The sequence below is a fragment of the Sodalis sp. RH22 genome, from assembly GCF_047324165.1.
Classification (GTDB): domain Bacteria; phylum Pseudomonadota; class Gammaproteobacteria; order Enterobacterales; family Enterobacteriaceae; genus Acerihabitans.
Map to the genome: position 1 here is coordinate 3,276,509 of NZ_CP178731.1, position 17,182 is coordinate 3,293,690.

Annotated in this window: 16 protein-coding genes; 6 read left to right on the forward strand and 10 right to left on the reverse strand. The window is 63.7% G+C overall.

Annotated elements, in window-relative coordinates; translation table 11 throughout:
- The first annotated feature begins 5 nt into the window (after nucleotides 1-5).
- Nucleotides 6-1,925 carry a dihydroxyacetone kinase operon transcriptional regulator DhaR gene (gene dhaR, locus ACL2XN_RS14940; RefSeq protein ID WP_413730976.1) on the forward strand — a complete coding sequence of 640 codons (1,920 nt, stop codon included), beginning with the start codon at nucleotides 6-8 and terminating at the stop codon, nucleotides 1,923-1,925.
- Between the two features lie 66 nt (nucleotides 1,926-1,991).
- Here dhaR and dhaM read toward each other — a convergent pair whose 3' ends face one another.
- From dhaM to dhaK, 3 genes are read right to left on the reverse strand one after another with little or no spacing between them, the layout of a single operon-like run.
- Nucleotides 1,992-3,503 (reverse strand): dihydroxyacetone kinase phosphoryl donor subunit DhaM, encoded by a 1,512-nt coding sequence (dhaM, locus tag ACL2XN_RS14945; protein ID WP_413727272.1) that lies wholly within the window; start codon nucleotides 3,501-3,503, stop codon nucleotides 1,992-1,994.
- A 29-nt stretch (nucleotides 3,504-3,532) separates the two neighbouring features.
- Nucleotides 3,533-4,165, reverse strand: a complete 633-nt coding sequence (gene dhaL, locus ACL2XN_RS14950; RefSeq protein WP_410012383.1) for a dihydroxyacetone kinase subunit DhaL — start codon at nucleotides 4,163-4,165, stop codon at nucleotides 3,533-3,535.
- 15 nt (nucleotides 4,166-4,180) lie between these two features.
- Nucleotides 4,181-5,251 carry a dihydroxyacetone kinase subunit DhaK gene (gene dhaK, locus ACL2XN_RS14955; RefSeq protein ID WP_410012384.1) on the reverse strand — a complete coding sequence of 357 codons (1,071 nt, stop codon included), beginning with the start codon at nucleotides 5,249-5,251 and terminating at the stop codon, nucleotides 4,181-4,183.
- 275 nt (nucleotides 5,252-5,526) lie between these two features.
- On the opposite strand from dhaK, the gene ACL2XN_RS14960 reads away from it, so the two are divergent.
- The 4 genes from ACL2XN_RS14960 (at nucleotide 5,527) to ACL2XN_RS14975 (ending at nucleotide 9,275) form a co-directional block, all read left to right on the forward strand.
- On the forward strand, nucleotides 5,527-6,030 hold the full coding sequence (locus tag ACL2XN_RS14960; RefSeq protein WP_410012385.1) for a YgjP-like metallopeptidase domain-containing protein: 504 nt from the start codon (nucleotides 5,527-5,529) through the stop codon (nucleotides 6,028-6,030).
- Between the two features lie 76 nt (nucleotides 6,031-6,106).
- Nucleotides 6,107-7,378, forward strand: a complete 1,272-nt coding sequence (cytX, locus tag ACL2XN_RS14965) for a putative hydroxymethylpyrimidine transporter CytX (protein WP_413728965.1) — start codon at nucleotides 6,107-6,109, stop codon at nucleotides 7,376-7,378.
- Nucleotides 7,379-7,388: 10 nt separating this feature from the next.
- Entirely contained in the window at nucleotides 7,389-8,576 is a 1,188-nt protein-coding gene (locus ACL2XN_RS14970) for a DUF1615 domain-containing protein (RefSeq protein WP_413728966.1), read from the forward strand.
- Between the two features lie 171 nt (nucleotides 8,577-8,747).
- Nucleotides 8,748-9,275 (forward strand): DUF1993 domain-containing protein, encoded by a 528-nt coding sequence (locus ACL2XN_RS14975; RefSeq protein WP_413728967.1) that lies wholly within the window; start codon nucleotides 8,748-8,750, stop codon nucleotides 9,273-9,275.
- Nucleotides 9,276-9,426: 151 nt separating this feature from the next.
- Here the strand turns inward: ACL2XN_RS14975 and bhsA (ACL2XN_RS14980) are convergent, their stop codons facing one another.
- Together bhsA (ACL2XN_RS14980) and bhsA (ACL2XN_RS14985) are read right to left on the reverse strand one after the other, a co-directional pair.
- On the reverse strand, nucleotides 9,427-9,684 hold the full coding sequence (gene bhsA, locus ACL2XN_RS14980) for a multiple stress resistance protein BhsA (RefSeq protein ID WP_410012389.1): 258 nt from the start codon (nucleotides 9,682-9,684) through the stop codon (nucleotides 9,427-9,429).
- 119 nt (nucleotides 9,685-9,803) lie between these two features.
- Nucleotides 9,804-10,061 carry a multiple stress resistance protein BhsA gene (gene bhsA / locus ACL2XN_RS14985; RefSeq protein WP_413721983.1) on the reverse strand — a complete coding sequence of 86 codons (258 nt, stop codon included), beginning with the start codon at nucleotides 10,059-10,061 and terminating at the stop codon, nucleotides 9,804-9,806.
- Nucleotides 10,062-10,358: 297 nt separating this feature from the next.
- Here bhsA (ACL2XN_RS14985) and ACL2XN_RS14990 point away from each other — a divergent pair, with 297 nt between their 5' ends.
- Nucleotides 10,359-11,039, forward strand: a complete 681-nt coding sequence (locus tag ACL2XN_RS14990) for a TetR/AcrR family transcriptional regulator (RefSeq protein ID WP_413727274.1) — start codon at nucleotides 10,359-10,361, stop codon at nucleotides 11,037-11,039.
- A gap of 4 nt (nucleotides 11,040-11,043) precedes the next feature.
- On the opposite strand, the gene ACL2XN_RS14995 is transcribed toward ACL2XN_RS14990, so the two are convergent.
- The 5 genes from ACL2XN_RS14995 to ACL2XN_RS15015 are packed head-to-tail and all read right to left on the reverse strand — an operon-like array spanning nucleotide 11,044 to nucleotide 17,113.
- Nucleotides 11,044-11,733 carry an amino acid ABC transporter permease gene (locus ACL2XN_RS14995; protein WP_410012392.1) on the reverse strand — a complete coding sequence of 230 codons (690 nt, stop codon included), beginning with the start codon at nucleotides 11,731-11,733 and terminating at the stop codon, nucleotides 11,044-11,046.
- Nucleotides 11,734-11,782: 49 nt separating this feature from the next.
- Nucleotides 11,783-12,577 (reverse strand): amino acid ABC transporter ATP-binding protein, encoded by a 795-nt coding sequence (locus tag ACL2XN_RS15000; RefSeq protein ID WP_413728831.1) that lies wholly within the window; start codon nucleotides 12,575-12,577, stop codon nucleotides 11,783-11,785.
- A gap of 42 nt (nucleotides 12,578-12,619) precedes the next feature.
- Nucleotides 12,620-13,399, reverse strand: coding sequence for an ABC transporter substrate-binding protein (locus ACL2XN_RS15005; protein ID WP_413728968.1), 780 nt, complete (start codon nucleotides 13,397-13,399; stop codon nucleotides 12,620-12,622).
- A 25-nt stretch (nucleotides 13,400-13,424) separates the two neighbouring features.
- The gene (locus ACL2XN_RS15010) at nucleotides 13,425-15,467 is read right to left on the reverse strand and encodes a hydantoinase/oxoprolinase family protein (protein ID WP_413728969.1); all 2,043 of its coding nucleotides are present in this window, start codon (nucleotides 15,465-15,467) and stop codon (nucleotides 13,425-13,427) included.
- The gene (locus ACL2XN_RS15015; protein ID WP_413728970.1) at nucleotides 15,464-17,113 is read right to left on the reverse strand and encodes a hydantoinase B/oxoprolinase family protein; all 1,650 of its coding nucleotides are present in this window, start codon (nucleotides 17,111-17,113) and stop codon (nucleotides 15,464-15,466) included. The genes ACL2XN_RS15010 and ACL2XN_RS15015 overlap by 4 nt, the downstream gene beginning before the upstream one ends.
- Nucleotides 17,114-17,182 lie beyond the last annotated feature (69 nt).

A 17,182-nucleotide genomic window follows, 5' to 3' on the forward strand; every position in this document is an offset into this window, starting at 1 on the left:
ACGACCTGCCCAAGCGGGAACCGGCGTGCGCCGTTCCGGCCCTGGAGGAATCCCGGCGCCGCTGCCGCAAACTGATGCAGCCCGCCGACTGGCGTCCCGCGCACCGGGCCGCCGGCGTGACCTTCGCTTCCATTTGCCGGCGTAAGGACGATTTGCTGGTACTGGGACAGGCGGCGCTGGAGGATGCGTATGAGTATATGGAGTCGCGGCCCTGCGCGTTGCTGATCCTGGATGAAAGCGGCTGTACCCTGTGGGCGTGCGGCCATCCGTTTACCCAGGCCCGGCTGGAGGCGCTGGGCATCGGCCCCGGCAGTTACTGGACCGAAGGCCTGATCGGCACCAACGCGCCGGCGCTGGCCATCGCCGGGGGCTATCCGGTGCAACTGGCGGGAGAACAGCATTTCCGCCAGGCGCTGCACCCCTGGCACTTTTGCGCCGCCCCGGTGTACGACAACGGCGGCCGCCAGCGGGCGGTCATCGTGCTGGCCAGCCTGGTGGAGGACAAGGCCGCCAGCGATCTGTCGCTGACGCTGGTGCTGGCGCGCGAAGTGGGCAATTACCTGCACGCCGACAGCCTGCTGGCCGAAACCAACCGCCACCTTAACGCGCTCAACGCCCTGCTCGACGGCGTGGAAGACGGCGTGCTGGCCTGGGATCAGCACGGTTGCCTGCAATACCTTAACGCACGCGCGGCGGCCATGCTGCGCCTCGATGAAACGGAGAGCCTCGGCAAGCCGGTGCTGACCCTGCTGACGCTGCCGGCGCTGGTGATCCAGGCCATGCATAACCGCAGCCCGCTGAGCCATGTCCAGGTCACGTTTGAGAACCGGCAGCAGTTTATCCCGGCGCTGCTGACGCTAAAGCCTATTCCCGACGGCGATCGCTGCGGTTTTATCGCACTGCTTCACCCGCAGGAACTCCTGCAGCAGTTGGTGCATAACCAGCTGGGCCGGGTGAGTTATACCTTTGCGGATATGCCGCTGGCGTCGCTGGAAATGCGGCGGCTGGTGCGTTATGGCAAACAGGCGGCCAAAGGCAGCCATCCCATGCTGCTGCACGGCGAGGAAGGCGTGGGCAAGCAGCGTCTGGGACAGGCCATCCATAACGGCGGCGAACGCGCGCAGGGTCCGTTTATCGCCCTGAACTGCCAGGCGTTGCCGCAGGATTTGATGGCGCGGGAATTTCTGGGCAGCGATGCCAGCGAGGGCGAGGCCGGGCAGCCGAGTAAATTCGAACTCGCCAACGGCGGCACCCTGTATCTGGAACAGGTGGAATATCTGTCGCCGGAAATGCAGTCAGCCCTGCTGCAAATCATCAAGACCGGCATGCTGATGCGCGTCAATTCGAACCGGGTGATCCCGGTGAATGTGCGGGTCATCGCCGCCACCGGCGCCGATCTGCCGCTGCTGGTCAAGCAAAACCGTTTTCGCCGCCAGCTGTTTTACACGCTGCAATCCTTTGAACTGCATATCCCGCCGCTGCGCCTGCGGACGCAGGATATTCCCGTGCTGGTGCAGGACAGCCTGCAGGCGCTGGGCCGCCATTTCCAGTGCCGCTATCAGATTGCCGGGGACGTCATTCGCCAGCTGTGCCTGTACCCCTGGCCGGGCAACGATCAGGAGCTGAAAAGCGTGGTGGAGCGCGCCGCCATGACCTGCCGCAACAATCGTATCGAGCTTAACGATCTGCCGGAGCATTTGCTGCAGGAACGGGCGCTGGTGGAACCGGACGCGCCCGCGTCGCAGCCGGTGCTGTCGTTTCCGGACCTGGAGCGCCAGGCGATTATCCGCGCGGCGCTGGTATGCCGGGGTCAGCTAAACGAAATGGCGCCGCTGCTGGGCATCGGCCGCACCACGCTTTGGCGCAAGGTGAAGCAATACCACCTGGAAATGGCGCGGTTCAAAACGGGCGCCGAGGCGGAATAAGCGCCGGCGGGTCCGCCGGCGCCGGGAAAATACTCGCGTCAAACATCGCTGCGAAAGCGCCAGGCGTTAAACCAGCGCGCCGCCGCGCGGCTTTTTGTCTTCGCTCTCCTCCGTCCCCGCTTTTTTACCACCGGCGGGCTTGTCGACGGTGAGGGTGCCGGCGGCCATGTCCAGCGCCGCCGTTTGGCCGTTGCGGGTGGCCTGTAAACATCCGCTCACGCCCACTACCATCGGTATGCCCAGCGCCCGCGCCAGGATGGCGCTATGCGACCAGATATTCCCCGCGCTCAGGCAAATGCCTTTCACCTTTTGCCGGTCCAGGCCAAGCATCTCGGAAGGCATCAGTTCCTCGGCCACCAGCAGCACGCCGTCGCCGTCGCCAACGCCGGGCGGCGCCACCGGCCCGGCGCCAAGATGTCCCAGCACCCGGTTGAGGATATCGCGGATATCCAGTTCCCTGGCGCGCAGGTAGGGGTCCTCCATCGCGCGGTACTCGTCGACCATGGCCATCAGTTCCCGCGACGCCGCCGCCTCGGCGCTGGAGAGTTCCGTTGCGATGCGTTGATCCAGCGCCCGCAGCAGATCCGCATCCTCAATCAGCAGCGCGTGGGCGCTGAAAATGGCCGCCTGATCCGGCCCCATGGCATCGCCGGCCCGATGCGCCAGCCGCCGCAGATCGCCGCGGGTCGCCGCCAGCGCCGAACGCAGCCGCTGCTGCTGTCCGGTTATCTGCTGGCGCGAAATCGTCTCCGGCCGCGCATGATAACGGGCCGGACGCAGCTTCAGCACCGGCGCGCGAATACCGCCGGGGGGAACCGGTATGCCGGTAAGCGTCATGCCGGCGCGCACGTCGACCTGTTCGCCGAAACCCCGGCGCGCCAGGGCGATAAACGCGTCCAGCGCCGCCCCCGCCTCCGGACCGCTGGCCAGCAGGCGCAGGGTATCGCCCTGGCGGATTTGCAGCGTCGCCAGTTGGTTAAGACTGCGCGGGTCGACGCCGCGCCCGCCCTTTTCAAGACGCAGGTCCGCCTTAAACGGCGCCAATACCCCGGCCAGCCGCGCCGCCGGACGGACATGGAGTCCGTTCGGGTTAAGCACCGTCCAGCTGACGCTTTGGCTGTCGGCGGGCATTACCGTCTTGCCCGGCCCCTCGTCGCCGGCGTCATCCGGCTCGCCAAGCTGGCGGGCCTTAGCCGCCAGCGCGCCCAGCGCCTCCGCCTTCACCTGCGCCAGGCTACCCCCCGCCGACGCCGCCACCACCGCCGCCAGGGTGCCTTCCACCAGCGGCGCGGCGCACAGCGTTACCCGCTGCGCCAGCGCGGGGTCCAGCAGTTCCAGTGCGGTTTCCGCGCTCAACAGGGCGCTGCCGAGATCCATCAGCACCAGCACCCCGGAGGGATCGTCCGCCGATTCAATGGCGTCCATCACCTTGACCGCATCGGTGCCGATGGGATGATCGCCGTCGTCCACCCCGGCGGCGATAACCAGCCGGCAGCCGCCCTGGATCATTTGTTCAGCCAGCTCAGCTACGCCCTGCGCCAGAAGAAGGCTGTGGGACACTACCACGATATTGACCATCTTTCCTCCTGCCCGCCCGGGGCCTGCGACTAACGGGTCGTCACCTGGTAAAGCGCCTGGATCATCAGCATCGCCGAGGTGGCGCCGGGATCCTGATGGCCGATGCTGCGTGCGCCCAGATAGCTGGCCCGTCCTTTACGCGCCTGCATGGTGATGGTGGACTCCAGCGCCCGCTGCGCCCGCTCGACGGCCTGGCGCAGGGCGTCGGGCAACGCCAGGTGGTCCCGGCTGTCCTGTTCCAGTTGCTCGACCACCGGCACCCAGACGTCGCACATGGTCTTGTCACCGGGTTCAGCCTTGCCGCGCATGACCACCCCTTCCACGCCCTCCTTCAGCATCTGGCACAGGGCCGGCAAATCGAGGCTTTGTTTGGCGTTGGCGCTTTGGGCGGCGCGGATAAAGAAGGTGCCGAACAACGGGCCGCTGGCGCCGCCCACGCTCGACAACAGCGTCATGCCGGTATTCTTGAGGATAAAGCCGATATCCTTGTCCGCGACTGAAGGCAATTTCTCCAGTACCTTATTAAAACCGCGGTTCATATTCAGACCGTGATCGCCGTCGCCGATATCCGAATCCAGTTGGGTAAGGAAGTCCCGCTGTTCGGTAAACACCTCGGCGCACAGTTGCAGCCAACTGACGATATGCTGTCTGGTAATAACCATTATTGCCTCCATAAATTAACAGCCCCAGCGCAGGGCCGGCGTGTTGACCGGCGCATCCCACAGTTCCAGCAGCGCGTCATCCACCTTCAGCAGGGTGATGGACATGCCTTGCATATCCAGCGAAGTGCAATAGGAACCGATTAATTTACGTTCCACCTGCAGGCCGAACGCCGCGCAGCGCTCCGCCAGGCGATGCCAGACGCCATACAGCTCCGACAGCGGCGTCGACCCCAGGTTATTGACCAGCGCAATAACCCGATCGCCTTTTGCCAACGGCTGCTTGGACTGGCGGGTTTCACGCCAATCGCCCGCCTGGCGATCCCAGTGCCGCAGGGTGCGCTGGTAGCCGCCGTTTTCGATCAGGGTGGCGAACAGGGTATCCACCGTGTCGTTAAGCGAGATAAACGGACGGCGCTCGATGCCCGGCTCGCCGTGGATGCCGATGCCGAATTCCATCTCGTTGTCCGCCAGCGCAAACGACGGTTTGCCGGCGGCGGGCACGGTGCAGGCGCCCAGGGCGATGCCCAGGGAATGCCCCTGGTTGTTGATGCGCTCCCCAAGCGCCGCGCAATCATCGAGCGAGTCGCCGCGCGCCGCCGCCGCGCCCAGCAATTTTTCCAGCAACACGGTATTGGCCACGCCACGCCGCCCGGTGGTAAACAGGCTGTCCTTTACCGCCACGTCATCGTCGACCACCAGGGTCGCCACCGCCGTGCCGCTGGCGTGCAGCAATTCCGCCGCCGTCTCGAAATTAAGGATATCGCCGGTATAGTTTTTAATCAGCATCAATACGCCCTGGCCGCCGTCAATCGCCTGTCCGCATTCATACATCTGATCCGGCGTGGGCGAGGTGAAGATTTCCCCGGGGCAGGCGCCGGCCAGCATACCCTGGCCGATATAACCGCAGTGCATCGGCTCATGGCCGCTGCCGCCGCCGGACATCAGCGCCACCCGCCCCGCCACCGGCGCGTCGGCGCGGGTGATAAACAGCGGTTCCTGGTGCAATGCCAGTGTGGGATGCGCCTCTACCAGGCCGTTGAGCTGTTCCTGCAACACCGTTTCAACGCTATTGATTAATTTTTTCATACGCTGCTCCGCCAGATGAATAGGAATAGATCATGACTATAAGGCAGCTTTGGCCGGACGGGATAACGACGTAAATAGTTCCGTTTTGGAACGTTGCGGCGCGAATAAGGTTTCATTTTGGAACATCGGGCGGGCGTAGCGCGGCAGAGGGTGAACTGACGCACATTACGGGCCGGCGATAACACCGGGGCGACGCGGCCGCGGCCGTTGGTTTTACACCCGGGATCCGTTACCCTTAGCCGGGTCGGCATCTTTTGCCGCGCAACAGGGCACTTATGACACCACTTATCTATTTGCAGGGTTACCCGGAGCACCTCCTCGCCCAGGTGCGCACGCTTATCGCGGAGCAGCGGCTGGCGGCGGTGCTGGCGCAGCGCTATCCCGCCGCGCATGAGGTCGCCAGCGACAAGGCGCTGTACGCATATACGCTGGAGCTGAAAAACCGCTACCTGCGCAACGCGGCCCCGATCAATAAAGTCGCCTGGGACAGTAAAATCCACGTGCTGAAGAATGCGCTGGGTTTGCACACCGCGGTGTCGCGCGTGCAGGGCGGCAGGCTGAAAGCCAAGGCGGAGATCCGCATCGCCACGGTATTCAAAACCGCGCCGGCGGATTTCCTGCGCATGATCGTGGTGCATGAGCTGGCCCACCTGAAAGAGAAAGAGCATGACAAGGCGTTCTATCAGCTTTGCTGCCATATGGAGCCGCGCTATCACCAGTTGGAATTCGATACCCGCCTGTGGCTGACGCAGCTCGCGCTGCAAGGCAAGCCGGATTGACGCCGGCGCCGGGATTAGCCGACGGCGCGCGCGGGCTATGCTATGCTCGCTTATCCTTGTGCGAACAGATAACCCCATGAAAGACAGTGATACTTATGCCCCCGACCGGTTGATTGCCCCTGGCGGGCGCGTATTGGGCTGGCGGGATCTTTTTTCCTTATGGTTCTCTTTAGGCCTGGGGCTGGCGGTGTTGCAGGCCGGCGCCCTTCTTACGCCGGGCCTGGGCATGCTGGGCGCCCTGTCCGCCATCGCCATCGGATCGCTGGCCGGCTGCGTGCTGCTGGCGCTGTCAGGCGTTATCGGTTATGACACCGGGCGATCGTCCATGGCGGGCATGGCCTTCAGCCTGGGTAATACCGGCGCGTCGGTACCCGCGCTGCTCAACTTTTTGCAGTTGGTCGGCTGGGGCGCGTTTGAAATTGTGATGATGCGTGACGCGGCCAGCCTGCTGGCGACACGCGCCCTGGGCGGCGGCAGTCCGTGGGCGAATCCCATTCTGTGGACCTGGCTGTTCGGCCTGTGCGCCACGGCGCTGGCGTTGTCGGGGCCGCTGGCGTTTATCCGGGTGGTGCTGCGGCGCTTCGGCATCTGGCTGTTGATTATTGCCTGCGGCTGGCTGAGCTGGTCGTTATGGCGGCGGGCGGATATGGGCGCGCTGGCCGCCAGCCCCGGCGACGGCACGCTGCCGTTTGCGGCGGGCTGCGATATCGTGATTTCCATGGCCTTATCCTGGCTGCCGCTGGTGGGGGATTACACCCGTTTCGGCAAAAGCGCCCGGCAAACCTTTTTCGGCACCCTGGCCGGCTATCTGTGCGGCAGTCTGTGGATCATGGCCCTGGGCGGCGCCTATGCCCTGGCGTTCGTCAGCAATAACGATACCAGCGCGCTGCTGGTGGCGTTATCGGGCGCCGCCATGGGCATTCCCCTTTTGCTTATCCTTATCGATGAAAATGAAAACGCCTTTGCCGATATCCATTCGGCGGCGCTGTCGTCGGCGCTGCTGGTGCCGCTGCGGGTGAAACCGCTGACCCTGGTTATCGGCCTGGCCTGTACGCTGATAGCCTGGCGGGTACCGCTGTCGCAGTATGAAAACTTTCTGCTGCTGATCGGGTCGGTGTTCGCGCCCCTGTTCGGCGTGGTGCTGGTGGAGCATTTCCTGGTGCGCCGCCGCCATGACCTGGCCCCGGGCGCCGCCTTGTCATGGCGGGCCTTCCTGGCCTGGGTCTGCGGCATCGCGGTCTACCAGGCCATGTCGCACTGGTTGCCGCAGGTGGGCGCCACCCTGCCGGCGCTGCTTATCTCGGGGCTGCTGCATTGTGCGTTGTCCCGCCGTCCCCGTCAGGTTTAACAGGAAAGCCATGCTTTTATACCGCGTTATCTCATTTTCACCTGTTGCCCAGGCCGCCGACAGGATCGCCCGCCAAGCGGGAAACCGCCCGGCGGCGGCATTATTGCGCGCCTGCCGCCCCTGGGCGGGCATCGCCCTGCTGCTGGCGCTGGCCGGCTGCGGCAGCCAGCAGCGCCAGCCCGCCAAGCCGCAGCCGGCGGACGTCCAGGCGCATATCATCCGGTTACTGCCGGCCAATACCGCCGATCGCGCGGGCTGGGCCAAGGATATCTATACGGCGTTCGCCGTCCGCAATATCGACCCCAATAGCGAGAATATCTGCTCGGTACTGGCGGTAGCCCAGCAGGAATCAGGGCTGCAGGCCGACGCGCCGGTAGCGGGCCTGGGCAAGATAGCCTGGGATGAAATCGACCGCCGCGCCGCGCAGGCGCATATCCCGGCGATCGTGGTCCATGCCGCGCTGCATATCAATTCGCCCAACGGCAAGACCTATAGCGAACGCCTGGACAACGTGCGCAATGAAAAAGAACTGAGCGGCATTTTCGAGGACTTTATCGGCATGGTGCCGATGGGGCAAAAACTGTTCGGCAACCTGAACCCAGTCCATACCGGCGGGCCGATGCAGGTCAGCATCGCCTTCGCCGCCGAACATGCCGACGGCTACCCCTACCCCATCGAGGGCTCGATCCGCCACGAAGTATTCAGCCGGCGCGGCGGCATGTATTTCGGCATTGTGCATTTACTCGGCTATCCTACCCATTATCCCCGGCAGATCTTCCGCTTCGCCGATTTCAACGCCGGCTGGTATGCCAGCCGCAACGCCGCGTTCCAGAATGCCGTCAATCGCCTCTCCGGCAAGCAGCTGGCGCTTGACGGCGATCTGGTCAACTATGGGTCAGATGCGGCGAGCGCCACGGAACTGGCCGTACGGGCGATCGGCAAGCGTCTGGATATCGGCGACGCGGCCATCCGCCGGGCGCTGGAAAAGGGCGAACGTCTGGATTTTGAAGAAACGGATCTTTACCGGCGCGTGTTTGCCCTGGCCGATAAAACCCAGGGCCAGCCGTTGCCGCGCGCCATACTGCCGGGCATTACCCTGGAAAGCCCGAAAATAACCCGCAAGCTGACCACCGCCTGGTTCGCCAAACGGGTTGATGAACGGCGCCTGGCCTGCCTGGCCCGCGACCGGGCCGGCTGAGGCGTTGGCCTGCGTATGCCGTACCTGAAACCAATGCCGCCGGGTTATCAAATTTCATAGCGATCGTTAAAAAAACATTGACGGGCCGGATGCCGCGCCCTAAGTTGATGGCGGGCAGAATCAACGGCCCGCTGTCTATCCTGATGTCCGATAACGATGAGAAGACGAAAAATGGCTAATCCGGCACAACATGACCTGACCTACTACCAGGCTTCGATCCCGGTATTTATCCGGGCGCTGAACAATCTGTCCGCGCTGCTGCATAAAGCGGTCGCTTACGCCGCCGAGCAGGGCATCGACGAATCCCAACTGGTCAACGCCCGCCTGGCCCCCGATATGTTCAGCCTGGCCCGGCAGGTGCAGTCGTCCAGCGACGCGGCAAAATCCTGCGCGGCGCGCCTGTCCGGCGGCGACATTCCCAGTTTTCCCGATACCGAGACCACCTTTGAGCAGTTGCAGGAGCGTATCGCCAAAACCATCACCTACCTCAACAGCCTGTCCCAGGATCAGTTTGCCCATAGCGGCGAAAGGCCCATCGTGATGAATATGCGCGGTACGGCGAAAACCTTCACCGGCTATGATTATTTATTCCGCCTGGCGTTGCCGAACCTGTTTTTCCATATCACCACGACCTATGACATCCTGCGTAACCAGGGCCTGGCTATAGGTAAAAGCGATTATCTGGGTTCATTTGAATAAGTGATTTGACAAGCGATGAGCACGCGAACGCGGCGGATAAACAGGGAGGTTAACGGCGGGAGAAACTATTAAGACGCCGCGCTGACGGCGCAATAATAGCGAATAAAAAAGAACGGAAGGCCGGTTAAACGGCGCTTCCGTTCTTTTTATATTATTCATAAATAACCGCGGTGCCGTGCAGGTTATTCTGACCGGTGGTCGAGGTGATCTGGAACGACTTGGCGCCGGACTGGGCGGCTTTATCGGCCAGCTGGCTTTCCAGCGAGGACAGGTTGCTGCCGCCGGTGGCGGAAATCACCCCGACCTGGCGCTGGTTGGCCGGCGCTGAATTAACCAGGTCGGCGGCGAAGCTACCGAAGGAAATAGCGCTCAGGGCGATGGCGGCAACGGCATATTTTACGTTTTTCATGATAGCGACTCTCTGTATTCAAATGACATTATCATTATCCGCGGGTAAGCGCATAATTAACGATTGTGGGTTTGTTATTTATCTGCGGCGCGGGGGATAGGCCCCGCGGCCGGCCACACTTATTGATAAATCACCGCGGTGCCGTGCAGGTTATTCTGGCCGGTAGTCGAGGTGATCTGGAACGACTTGGCGCCGGACTGCGCGGCTTTATCGGCCAGTTGGCTTTCCAGCGAGGACAGGTTGCTGCCGCCGGTGGCGGAAATCACCCCGACCTGCTGTTGGTCGGCCGGTGCGGCGTTAACCAGGTCGGCGGCGAAGCTACCGAAAGAAACAACGCTCAGGGCGATGGCGGCAACGGCATATTTTACGTTTTTCATGATGTGTACTCTCTAAAGTTAGTCAGGATTCAGTTGGCGACGTTAATTTCTTAACGTTCGATAACTAAATACTATCCTCCCGCAGCGCGGCACGCAACTTCTTTTTATTATCGATCGTTAATTTAATAGTTAAGCAACTGATAATAATACGATTAAAGTTGAAAATTTTTTGTCTTTATCCCCTTTACGACCCCCCTGGCAATGCGTCACCTCCCTGCGTTGCCACGTGGTGCTTGTAATTTTCTTAATGATCGTTAATTATATACTGATACATCACCATCATTAAGAGAGGATTTTATGGACACACATCCGACTGCGTGTGTCAAAACCGCCAAAGGACCGGGCCGGCCAAAACAGTTCAGCCGGGAGTGCGCCCTGGATAAAGCGCTGGAACTGTTCTGGCGCCATGGCTATGAAGCCACCTCCATGTCCGATCTGGTGGCGGCCACCGGCGCCAAGGCGCCGACGCTTTATAGCGCGTTCGGTAATAAGGAGGGGCTGTTTCGCGCCGCCGCCGAACGTTATATCGCGCTGTACGCCGAGCGGGGTAAAAACCTGCTGGCCGATGCGGGCCGCCCGCTGGATGAGGTACTGCGGGATTACCTGCGCGACGCCGCAGCGATGTTTACCAATGAGACGCTGCCGCCGGGCTGCTTTTTAATCTGCACCTCTGCGGCGCTGTCTTCGTCCTCGCACGACGTGGCGCTGATGCTGCGCGCTCGCCATCACCGGCAGGAGGATATGCTGCTGGCATTTTTCCGCCAGCGCCAGACGACGGGAGAGCTGGCGGCGGATATTGACGCGGCAGGCCTGGCCAAGAATCTGGTCTGCGCGCTGCACGGCATGTCGGTACAGGCGCGCGAAGGCGCCAGCCGGGATGATCTGCACGCCATCGCGGCCACCTGGATGGCGGTTTGGCCGGCGCTGACCGTACCCAAGCCTGACGCGGGAATGAGGGGCAAGGAGAGTAAAGCGTAGCGCCTTAGCCTTTCGGCAGGCTCAGTCGGCGTTCGACGGCGCTGGCGAGCACTTGCAGCAGGATCACCAGCACCACATAAAACGCGGCGGCCAGCAGGTAGGCCTGAAGATTAAGGAAAGTGGCCGACGCCACCATCTGGGCATTGCGCATCAGCTCGGTAACACCGATAACCGACGCCAGCGACGTTCCCTTAAGCACGATGATAAACTCATTACACAACGGCGGAAACGCCACCCGCAGCGCCTGCGGCAGGATAATGCGCCGCATGGCCTGCGGATAGGTCATGCCGATGGAGCGGGCGGCCTCCATCTGCTCGCTGTGAATCGAGGTAATGCTGGCGCGAATGCTTTCCGCGGTATAGGCGCCGGCGTTAACCGCAAACGCCAGGGTCGCCGCCAGCAGCCGGTTATCCAGCGGGCTGAGCAGGCTTATCAGCAGCGGGCTGCCGGCCTGGCTGGCCCAGGCCGGCAAGCCGAAATACACCAGATACAGCAATACCAGCGGCGGCACGCCGCGAAAAACAGTGACATACGCCAGACAAAACAGCCGCACCGGCATCCGCCGGGATAAACGCCCGAGCGCCACCAGCAAACCGATGACCAGGGCGCCCGCCATAGCGAAGACGGTTAAAGAAAGACCGACCAGCACGCCCTGCAAATACAGCGGCGAATAGGCCGCCACAAATTCCATCATAACCCGCGCCATCCTGTATCAAGATTAAATATTGCCGTCGCCGGCGCGCTTATTTTGCCTCGCTGGCCGTCAGGAACGCCCGGATACGCTCGTTGGGCGGCTCGGCAAAAAACTGCCGGGCCGGCAGGTCGGCCACCACGCGTCCCTGCTCCATAAACACGATGCGATCGGCCACATCGCGGGCAAAGCGCAGCTCGTGGGTGACCATCAGCATGGTACGCCCCTCCTCGCTGAGGCGGCGCATCACCGCCAGCACCTCGCCCACCAGTTCCGGGTCCAGCGCCGAGGTCACCTCGTCAAACAGCAGCACGTCCGGTTCCATACACAGGGCGCGCGCAATGCCGACCCGCTGCTGCTGGCCGCCGGAAAGCCGGGCCGGGTAGGCATGGGCCTTATCCGCCAGTCCCACAGACGCAAGCGTCGCGGTCGCGCGCGCCACCGCCTCGCGATGGGATTGTCCCAGCACCCGCGTCGGTCCCTCAATCAGGTTTTCCAGCACGCTCAGGTGCGGAAACAGCGCAAACCGCTGAAACACCATGCCGGTTTTACGGCGCATCCGGCTGATATTGGCGTCGCTATCCTCCACCCGCCGGTTGCCCAACTGCCGGTAGCCGATTTGCTCGCCGCGCAGGGTCACGCTGCCGCTGTCGTAGGTATTTAAAAAATTGACGCAGCGCAGCAACGTGGTCTTGCCGGCCCCGCTGGGGCCAATCACCGCCACGGTTTCCCCGCGCGCGATATCAAGATTGACATCGGTCAGGACAGGCACGCCGTTAAACGACTTGCAGAGCTGGCTAATCCGCAGGATCGGCGGCTCTGGCTCCACCGACGGCGTTTCCGTCATTTCCGGCATCTGTTGACCTCATGGGTAACGTTGGCAGTACAATCAGTGTGGCACATTCAAGGTATTGCCGAACCACTTGGTGGCGATGGCGGCCAGGGTGCCGTCCGACTTCATTTTATCAATGGCGGCGTTAACCTGCGCCAGCCCGTCGGTATCCTGCTTGCGCAGCGCCACGCCGTTCAGCTTCACATCGTCGGTGAGCGGCTTCGGCACCACTTTCAGCTTGCCGGCATACTGGCTGGCGGCAATATAGGTACCATTAACGCTTTCCACCGCCACCACGTCGATGCGCCCGAGCATCAGATCATTATAGGCGTCCACCACGGTGTTATAGGTGGCCGGCGTTACCCCCTTCATACCCTGCAACGCGGTGGCGGCGGCAGTGTTGACCATCACCCCGACCTTAAGCCCCGGCAGGTCGGCGGCGGCCGCCTGCGGATGCTGGCTGTCGGCGCGCACCACCGCGACAATCGTTTGCGTCATGATCGGCTGGGAAAACGCCACGACTTTCTTGCGCTCGTCGCTTATCACCAGATTGGTGATGGCGTCTATTTTTCCGCCCTGGAGCGACGGGATAATACCGTCCCACGCCATGCCATCATAGGACACCGGCACCCCCATATGCTGGCCGAGGGCGGCGGCGAAATCGGCGTCGAAACCGATAAGCTTGCCCGACGGATCGACGAAGGATATCGGCCGGTAGCTGGGATCGGCGCCAACGCGCAGCTGGGTCAGGCCCTGCGCCTGGGCCGATAGGGCGGCGACGGTCAGGCTGGCGGCCAGTACAATCAGCGCCGCGCCGTGCTTAGCAGAAAATCTCATAGGGTGCTCCTTCGGGTGAATGGTTTCAGTCGGTGTGTGGGTGGATGCGAATCGATAAGGCGCGCGTGCCGGGCAGGACCTCGGCGATATCGCCGCGGCCGAGTACGGTCACGGCGTCGAACTGTTCAATCACCAGCGGGCCTGTGGCGCGCCAGTGGTCCGGCAGCGTGGCGCGCTGATAGACCGGGCAGGCGACGCATTCGGCCTCATCAAGCCAGATATCGCGTTGACCGGCCGGTTCGGCCGCCGTCGCGGGCGCGGCGCCGACCTCGCCGACGCCCCCGCGCGGCCGGCTGATTTTCAGCCGCAGGTTGAGCAGTTCCACCGCCGCAGTGGCGGAGGCGTGGCCGTAGCGCAGCAGATGCTCGGCCAAAAACGCCGAGCGGCTGACGGCCAGGCCCGCCGCGTCCGGCGATGGCAGCGCCACGGTCAGCGCATGGGACTGGCCGCGATAGCGCAGGTCGGCCGACCAGGCGATGGCCAGGTCGCCGGCGCTAAACCCGTCTTCGGCGGCGCGGGCCAGCAGCGCGCCGAGCATCTCGTCGGTCAGTGCCGCCAGCTCGTGGGCATCGATGGCGGACAGCTCCCGCAGCCAGGTGCGCTGGGCGTCATAGGCGATATCCACCGACAAAATACCGTGGGCCGAAAACACGCCGGAAAAATACGGGATCAGCACGCGCGGAATCTCAAGCGCGCGCGCCACGTCGACGGCGTGCAGCGGGCCGGCGCCGCCGAAGGCGATAAGCGTCATGGCGCGCGGATCGTGACCGCGTTCCACCGACATGGCGCGGATGGCGCGCACGATATTGGCGGTGGTGATTTGCAATATGCCGTGCGCCGCCCGCTGCCAGCTGACGCCCAGGGGCGCGGCGATATGCAGTCCGATGGCGGCGACGGCCGCCTCCCGGTCGAGGGGGAATCCGCCGCCGAGCATGCTGTCGACCCCCAGGCGATTGAGCGCCACATGCGCGTCGGTGACGGTGGGCAGTTCGCCGCCGCGGCCGTAGCTCACCGGCCCCGGCGTCGAGCCGGCGCTGCGCGGCCCGACCTTCAGGGATCCGGCGCGGTCCAGATACGCTATCGAACCGCCGCCGGCGCCGATGGTTTCAATTTCCGCCGAGGCCACCGCCACCGGATAGCCGCCGATCGCCCGCTCGTCGGTCACCGGGATGGCGCCGTTGCGCAGCAGGGCGATATCCGAACTGGTGCCGCCGATATCCAGCGTCAGCGCTTCCCCCAGGCCATGGCGGGCGCAGAGATCCAGCGCGCCCACCGCCCCGCCGGCGGGGCCGGACATGGCGCATTTTATCGGGAAACGGCGGGCTTCGGCAAAGGTCAGGCAGCCGCCGGCCGATCCCATGATAAAGGCCCGGGCCGGTCCCTGGTCTTTCAGGGTTTGCAGGCCGGCTAAAAACTGCGCCATCACCGGCATGGTGGCGGCGTTCAGCACCGTGGTGGCGGTGCGTTCGTATTCGCGGAATACCGGCAACACGTCGGAGGACAACGAGACCGGCACCCCCAGCACCGCCAGCTTTTCCAGGATACGCCGCTCATGGTCGGGATTGACGAAGGAAAACAGCAGGCTGACCGCCACCGCCTCCACTTTTTCCTCAAGCAGCTGTTCGATACAGCGGTCCAGCGCGGCCTCATCCAGGGGCAGCAGCACCTCGCCACGATGATCGAGGCGTTCCGGCACCTCCAGGCGCAAATGCCGGGGCGCCACCACCGGCGCGCGCCGGGCGTGCAAATCATAGGAGGACGGCCGGGTCATGCGGGCAATTTCCAGCACATCGCGAAAGCCCGCCGTGGTCACCAGGGCGGTCTTGGCCAGCGCGCCTTCCAGCAAGGCATTGGTCACCACGGTGGTGCCCACCACCGCGGCATCGATGTCGGCGGCGCCGGCATTCATCTGCCGCGCCAGCCCGTCCAGCGCCGCCAGGATGTCATTGCCCTGATCGCCCTTGCGGTGCAGGACTTTGGCGATGCGGGTTTCGCCGGTGGCGGGATGGGTCACCACCACGTCGATAAAGGTGCCGCCGACGTCAACGGCGGCCAGTAATCCGCTCATGCCTGAGCCTCCCTGATCTGGATATCGCCATAGCCGTACAGCCGGTCCTGCGCGCGCGCCGGCGCGGCGCGTTCGCACGGCGGGCCGTAGCCGCCGCCGCCCGCCGTTTCCACCCGGATGACCGTGCCCGCCGCCGCGGAGAGTTCGCTAAAACCCGTGATGGACAACGGCGCGGCGTCCGGTGCGGTGACGGTAATGCGCGTCGGCGCGCCGGCGCCGCCGCCCAGCAGGCCGCCCGGCCCGTGCGTGGGCATGCTGACCTGGAAAGAGCAGCGCACCGGCGTCAGCACCTGGAATTCCCGGCGCAGGCCAAAGCCGCCGCGCTGGCGTCCGGCGCCTGCGGAACCCGGCACCAGTTCATAACGTAAAATACGCACCGGCAAACTCATTTCCAGCACTTCCACCGGCGTGTCGTGCAAATTGGCCACCGGCGGGATCATGCCGCTCTCGCCGTCGGCCACGTTGCTGGCGCCCGAACCGCCGCCCAGCGCCTCGCCATAGGCAAAAAGCCGGCCGGTCAGCGGGTTCATGCCGCCGAAGGAAAACACCCCGCCGCCGCCGGTGCCGGCCAGCACCCGTTCCGGCGCAAAGGCGGACAGCGCGTCCATCAGCGCCTCAAAGGTATGATAGGACACCTGGGTGGCGGCGGAAATGGCCGCCGGGAAAACGGGGTTGAGAATGGAACCCGCGGGAATGGCGATCTCAAGGGCGCGGTACATGCCGGCGTTGGCCGGGATGCCCTGCGCCAGGGTGATGCGGATGGCCATGTAGACGCAGGCCAGCGTATTGGCCAGGCAGGAATTAAACGGGCTGTTGGTCTGCGGGCCGCTGCCGGAGAAATCAATTTTCAGGCGATCGCCCTGATGGGAAAGCGCCACCCGCAGCGGGATCATCTCGCCGCCGAAATCCGCCGCCGCCGCGCCGTACCAAACCTCGTCGGGCAGCGCGGCGATACAGGCGCGGGTCGCCGCCTCCGACCGGCGGATAATCTCGGCCAGGGCGTAACGCAGCTGATCGGTATCATAGCGGCGCGCCAGTTCGTCAATGCGGCTCTGGGCGACGCGGATGGTGGCGATTTGCGCGCCGAGATCCGCCATGCGCTCGTCGGGCAGGCGCGAGTTGGCGGCGATAATGGTCAGGATATTGTTATCCACCAGGCCGGCGGCCGCCAGTTTCACCGGCGGAATGCGCAGGCCCTCATGGAAGATCTCGGTGGCGGTGGCGGGCATGCTGCGCGGCGTCAGGCCGCCCACGTCGGTATGGTGCGCCATGCTGGCGCCGAAGCCGACCATCCGGCCGCCGGCGAACAAGGGTCCCGCGACGATAAAATCCGGCAGGTGATTGGCGCCGTAATACGGATCGTTGACCAGGAACACGTCTCCCGGCGCCATCTCCGCCGCCGGGAACGCCGCCAGGATATGGCGCAGCGCCCCCGCCATCACACCGAGATGGATGGGAATATGCTCCGCCTGCACGGCGATATCGCCGGCCACGTCATAGACGCTGCATGAGCAGTCGCGCCGCTCCTTGATATTCGGCGAGTGGCTGGAACGCACCAGCGACTCGGCCATTTCATCGCAGATGGAATGGAAGGCGTTGCGGACAAGCTCGATGGCTATCTGGTCCAGCGGCGCTGTTTGGTTCATCGCGGATCCCGTATCAGGAAAAGATTGTGTTCCGAGTTCTAACACAGTAAAAATAAGTTCAGCAACAAG

Excerpts from the sequence above, each read along its gene's own strand:
- dhaM (WP_413727272.1), bottom strand. The coding sequence starts at position 3,503 with ATGGTCAATATCGTGGTAGTGTCCCACAGCCTTCTTCTGGCGCAGGGC.
- dhaL (WP_410012383.1), bottom strand. The coding sequence starts at position 4,165 with ATGGTTATTACCAGACAGCATATCGTCAGTTGGCTGCAACTGTGCGCC.
- dhaK (WP_410012384.1), bottom strand. The coding sequence starts at position 5,251 with ATGAAAAAATTAATCAATAGCGTTGAAACGGTGTTGCAGGAACAGCTC.
- ACL2XN_RS14960 (WP_410012385.1), top strand. The coding sequence starts at position 5,527 with ATGACACCACTTATCTATTTGCAGGGTTACCCGGAGCACCTCCTCGCC.
- cytX (WP_413728965.1), top strand. The coding sequence starts at position 6,107 with ATGAAAGACAGTGATACTTATGCCCCCGACCGGTTGATTGCCCCTGGC.
- ACL2XN_RS14970 (WP_413728966.1), top strand. The coding sequence starts at position 7,389 with ATGCTTTTATACCGCGTTATCTCATTTTCACCTGTTGCCCAGGCCGCC.
- ACL2XN_RS14975 (WP_413728967.1), top strand. The coding sequence starts at position 8,748 with ATGGCTAATCCGGCACAACATGACCTGACCTACTACCAGGCTTCGATC.
- bhsA (WP_410012389.1), bottom strand. The coding sequence starts at position 9,684 with ATGAAAAACGTAAAATATGCCGTTGCCGCCATCGCCCTGAGCGCTATT.
- bhsA (WP_413721983.1), bottom strand. The coding sequence starts at position 10,061 with ATGAAAAACGTAAAATATGCCGTTGCCGCCATCGCCCTGAGCGTTGTT.
- ACL2XN_RS14990 (WP_413727274.1), top strand. The coding sequence starts at position 10,359 with ATGGACACACATCCGACTGCGTGTGTCAAAACCGCCAAAGGACCGGGC.
- ACL2XN_RS14995 (WP_410012392.1), bottom strand. The coding sequence starts at position 11,733 with ATGATGGAATTTGTGGCGGCCTATTCGCCGCTGTATTTGCAGGGCGTG.
- ACL2XN_RS15000 (WP_413728831.1), bottom strand. The coding sequence starts at position 12,577 with ATGACGGAAACGCCGTCGGTGGAGCCAGAGCCGCCGATCCTGCGGATT.
- ACL2XN_RS15005 (WP_413728968.1), bottom strand. The coding sequence starts at position 13,399 with ATGAGATTTTCTGCTAAGCACGGCGCGGCGCTGATTGTACTGGCCGCC.
- ACL2XN_RS15010 (WP_413728969.1), bottom strand. The coding sequence starts at position 15,467 with ATGAGCGGATTACTGGCCGCCGTTGACGTCGGCGGCACCTTTATCGAC.
- ACL2XN_RS15015 (WP_413728970.1), bottom strand. The coding sequence starts at position 17,113 with ATGAACCAAACAGCGCCGCTGGACCAGATAGCCATCGAGCTTGTCCGC.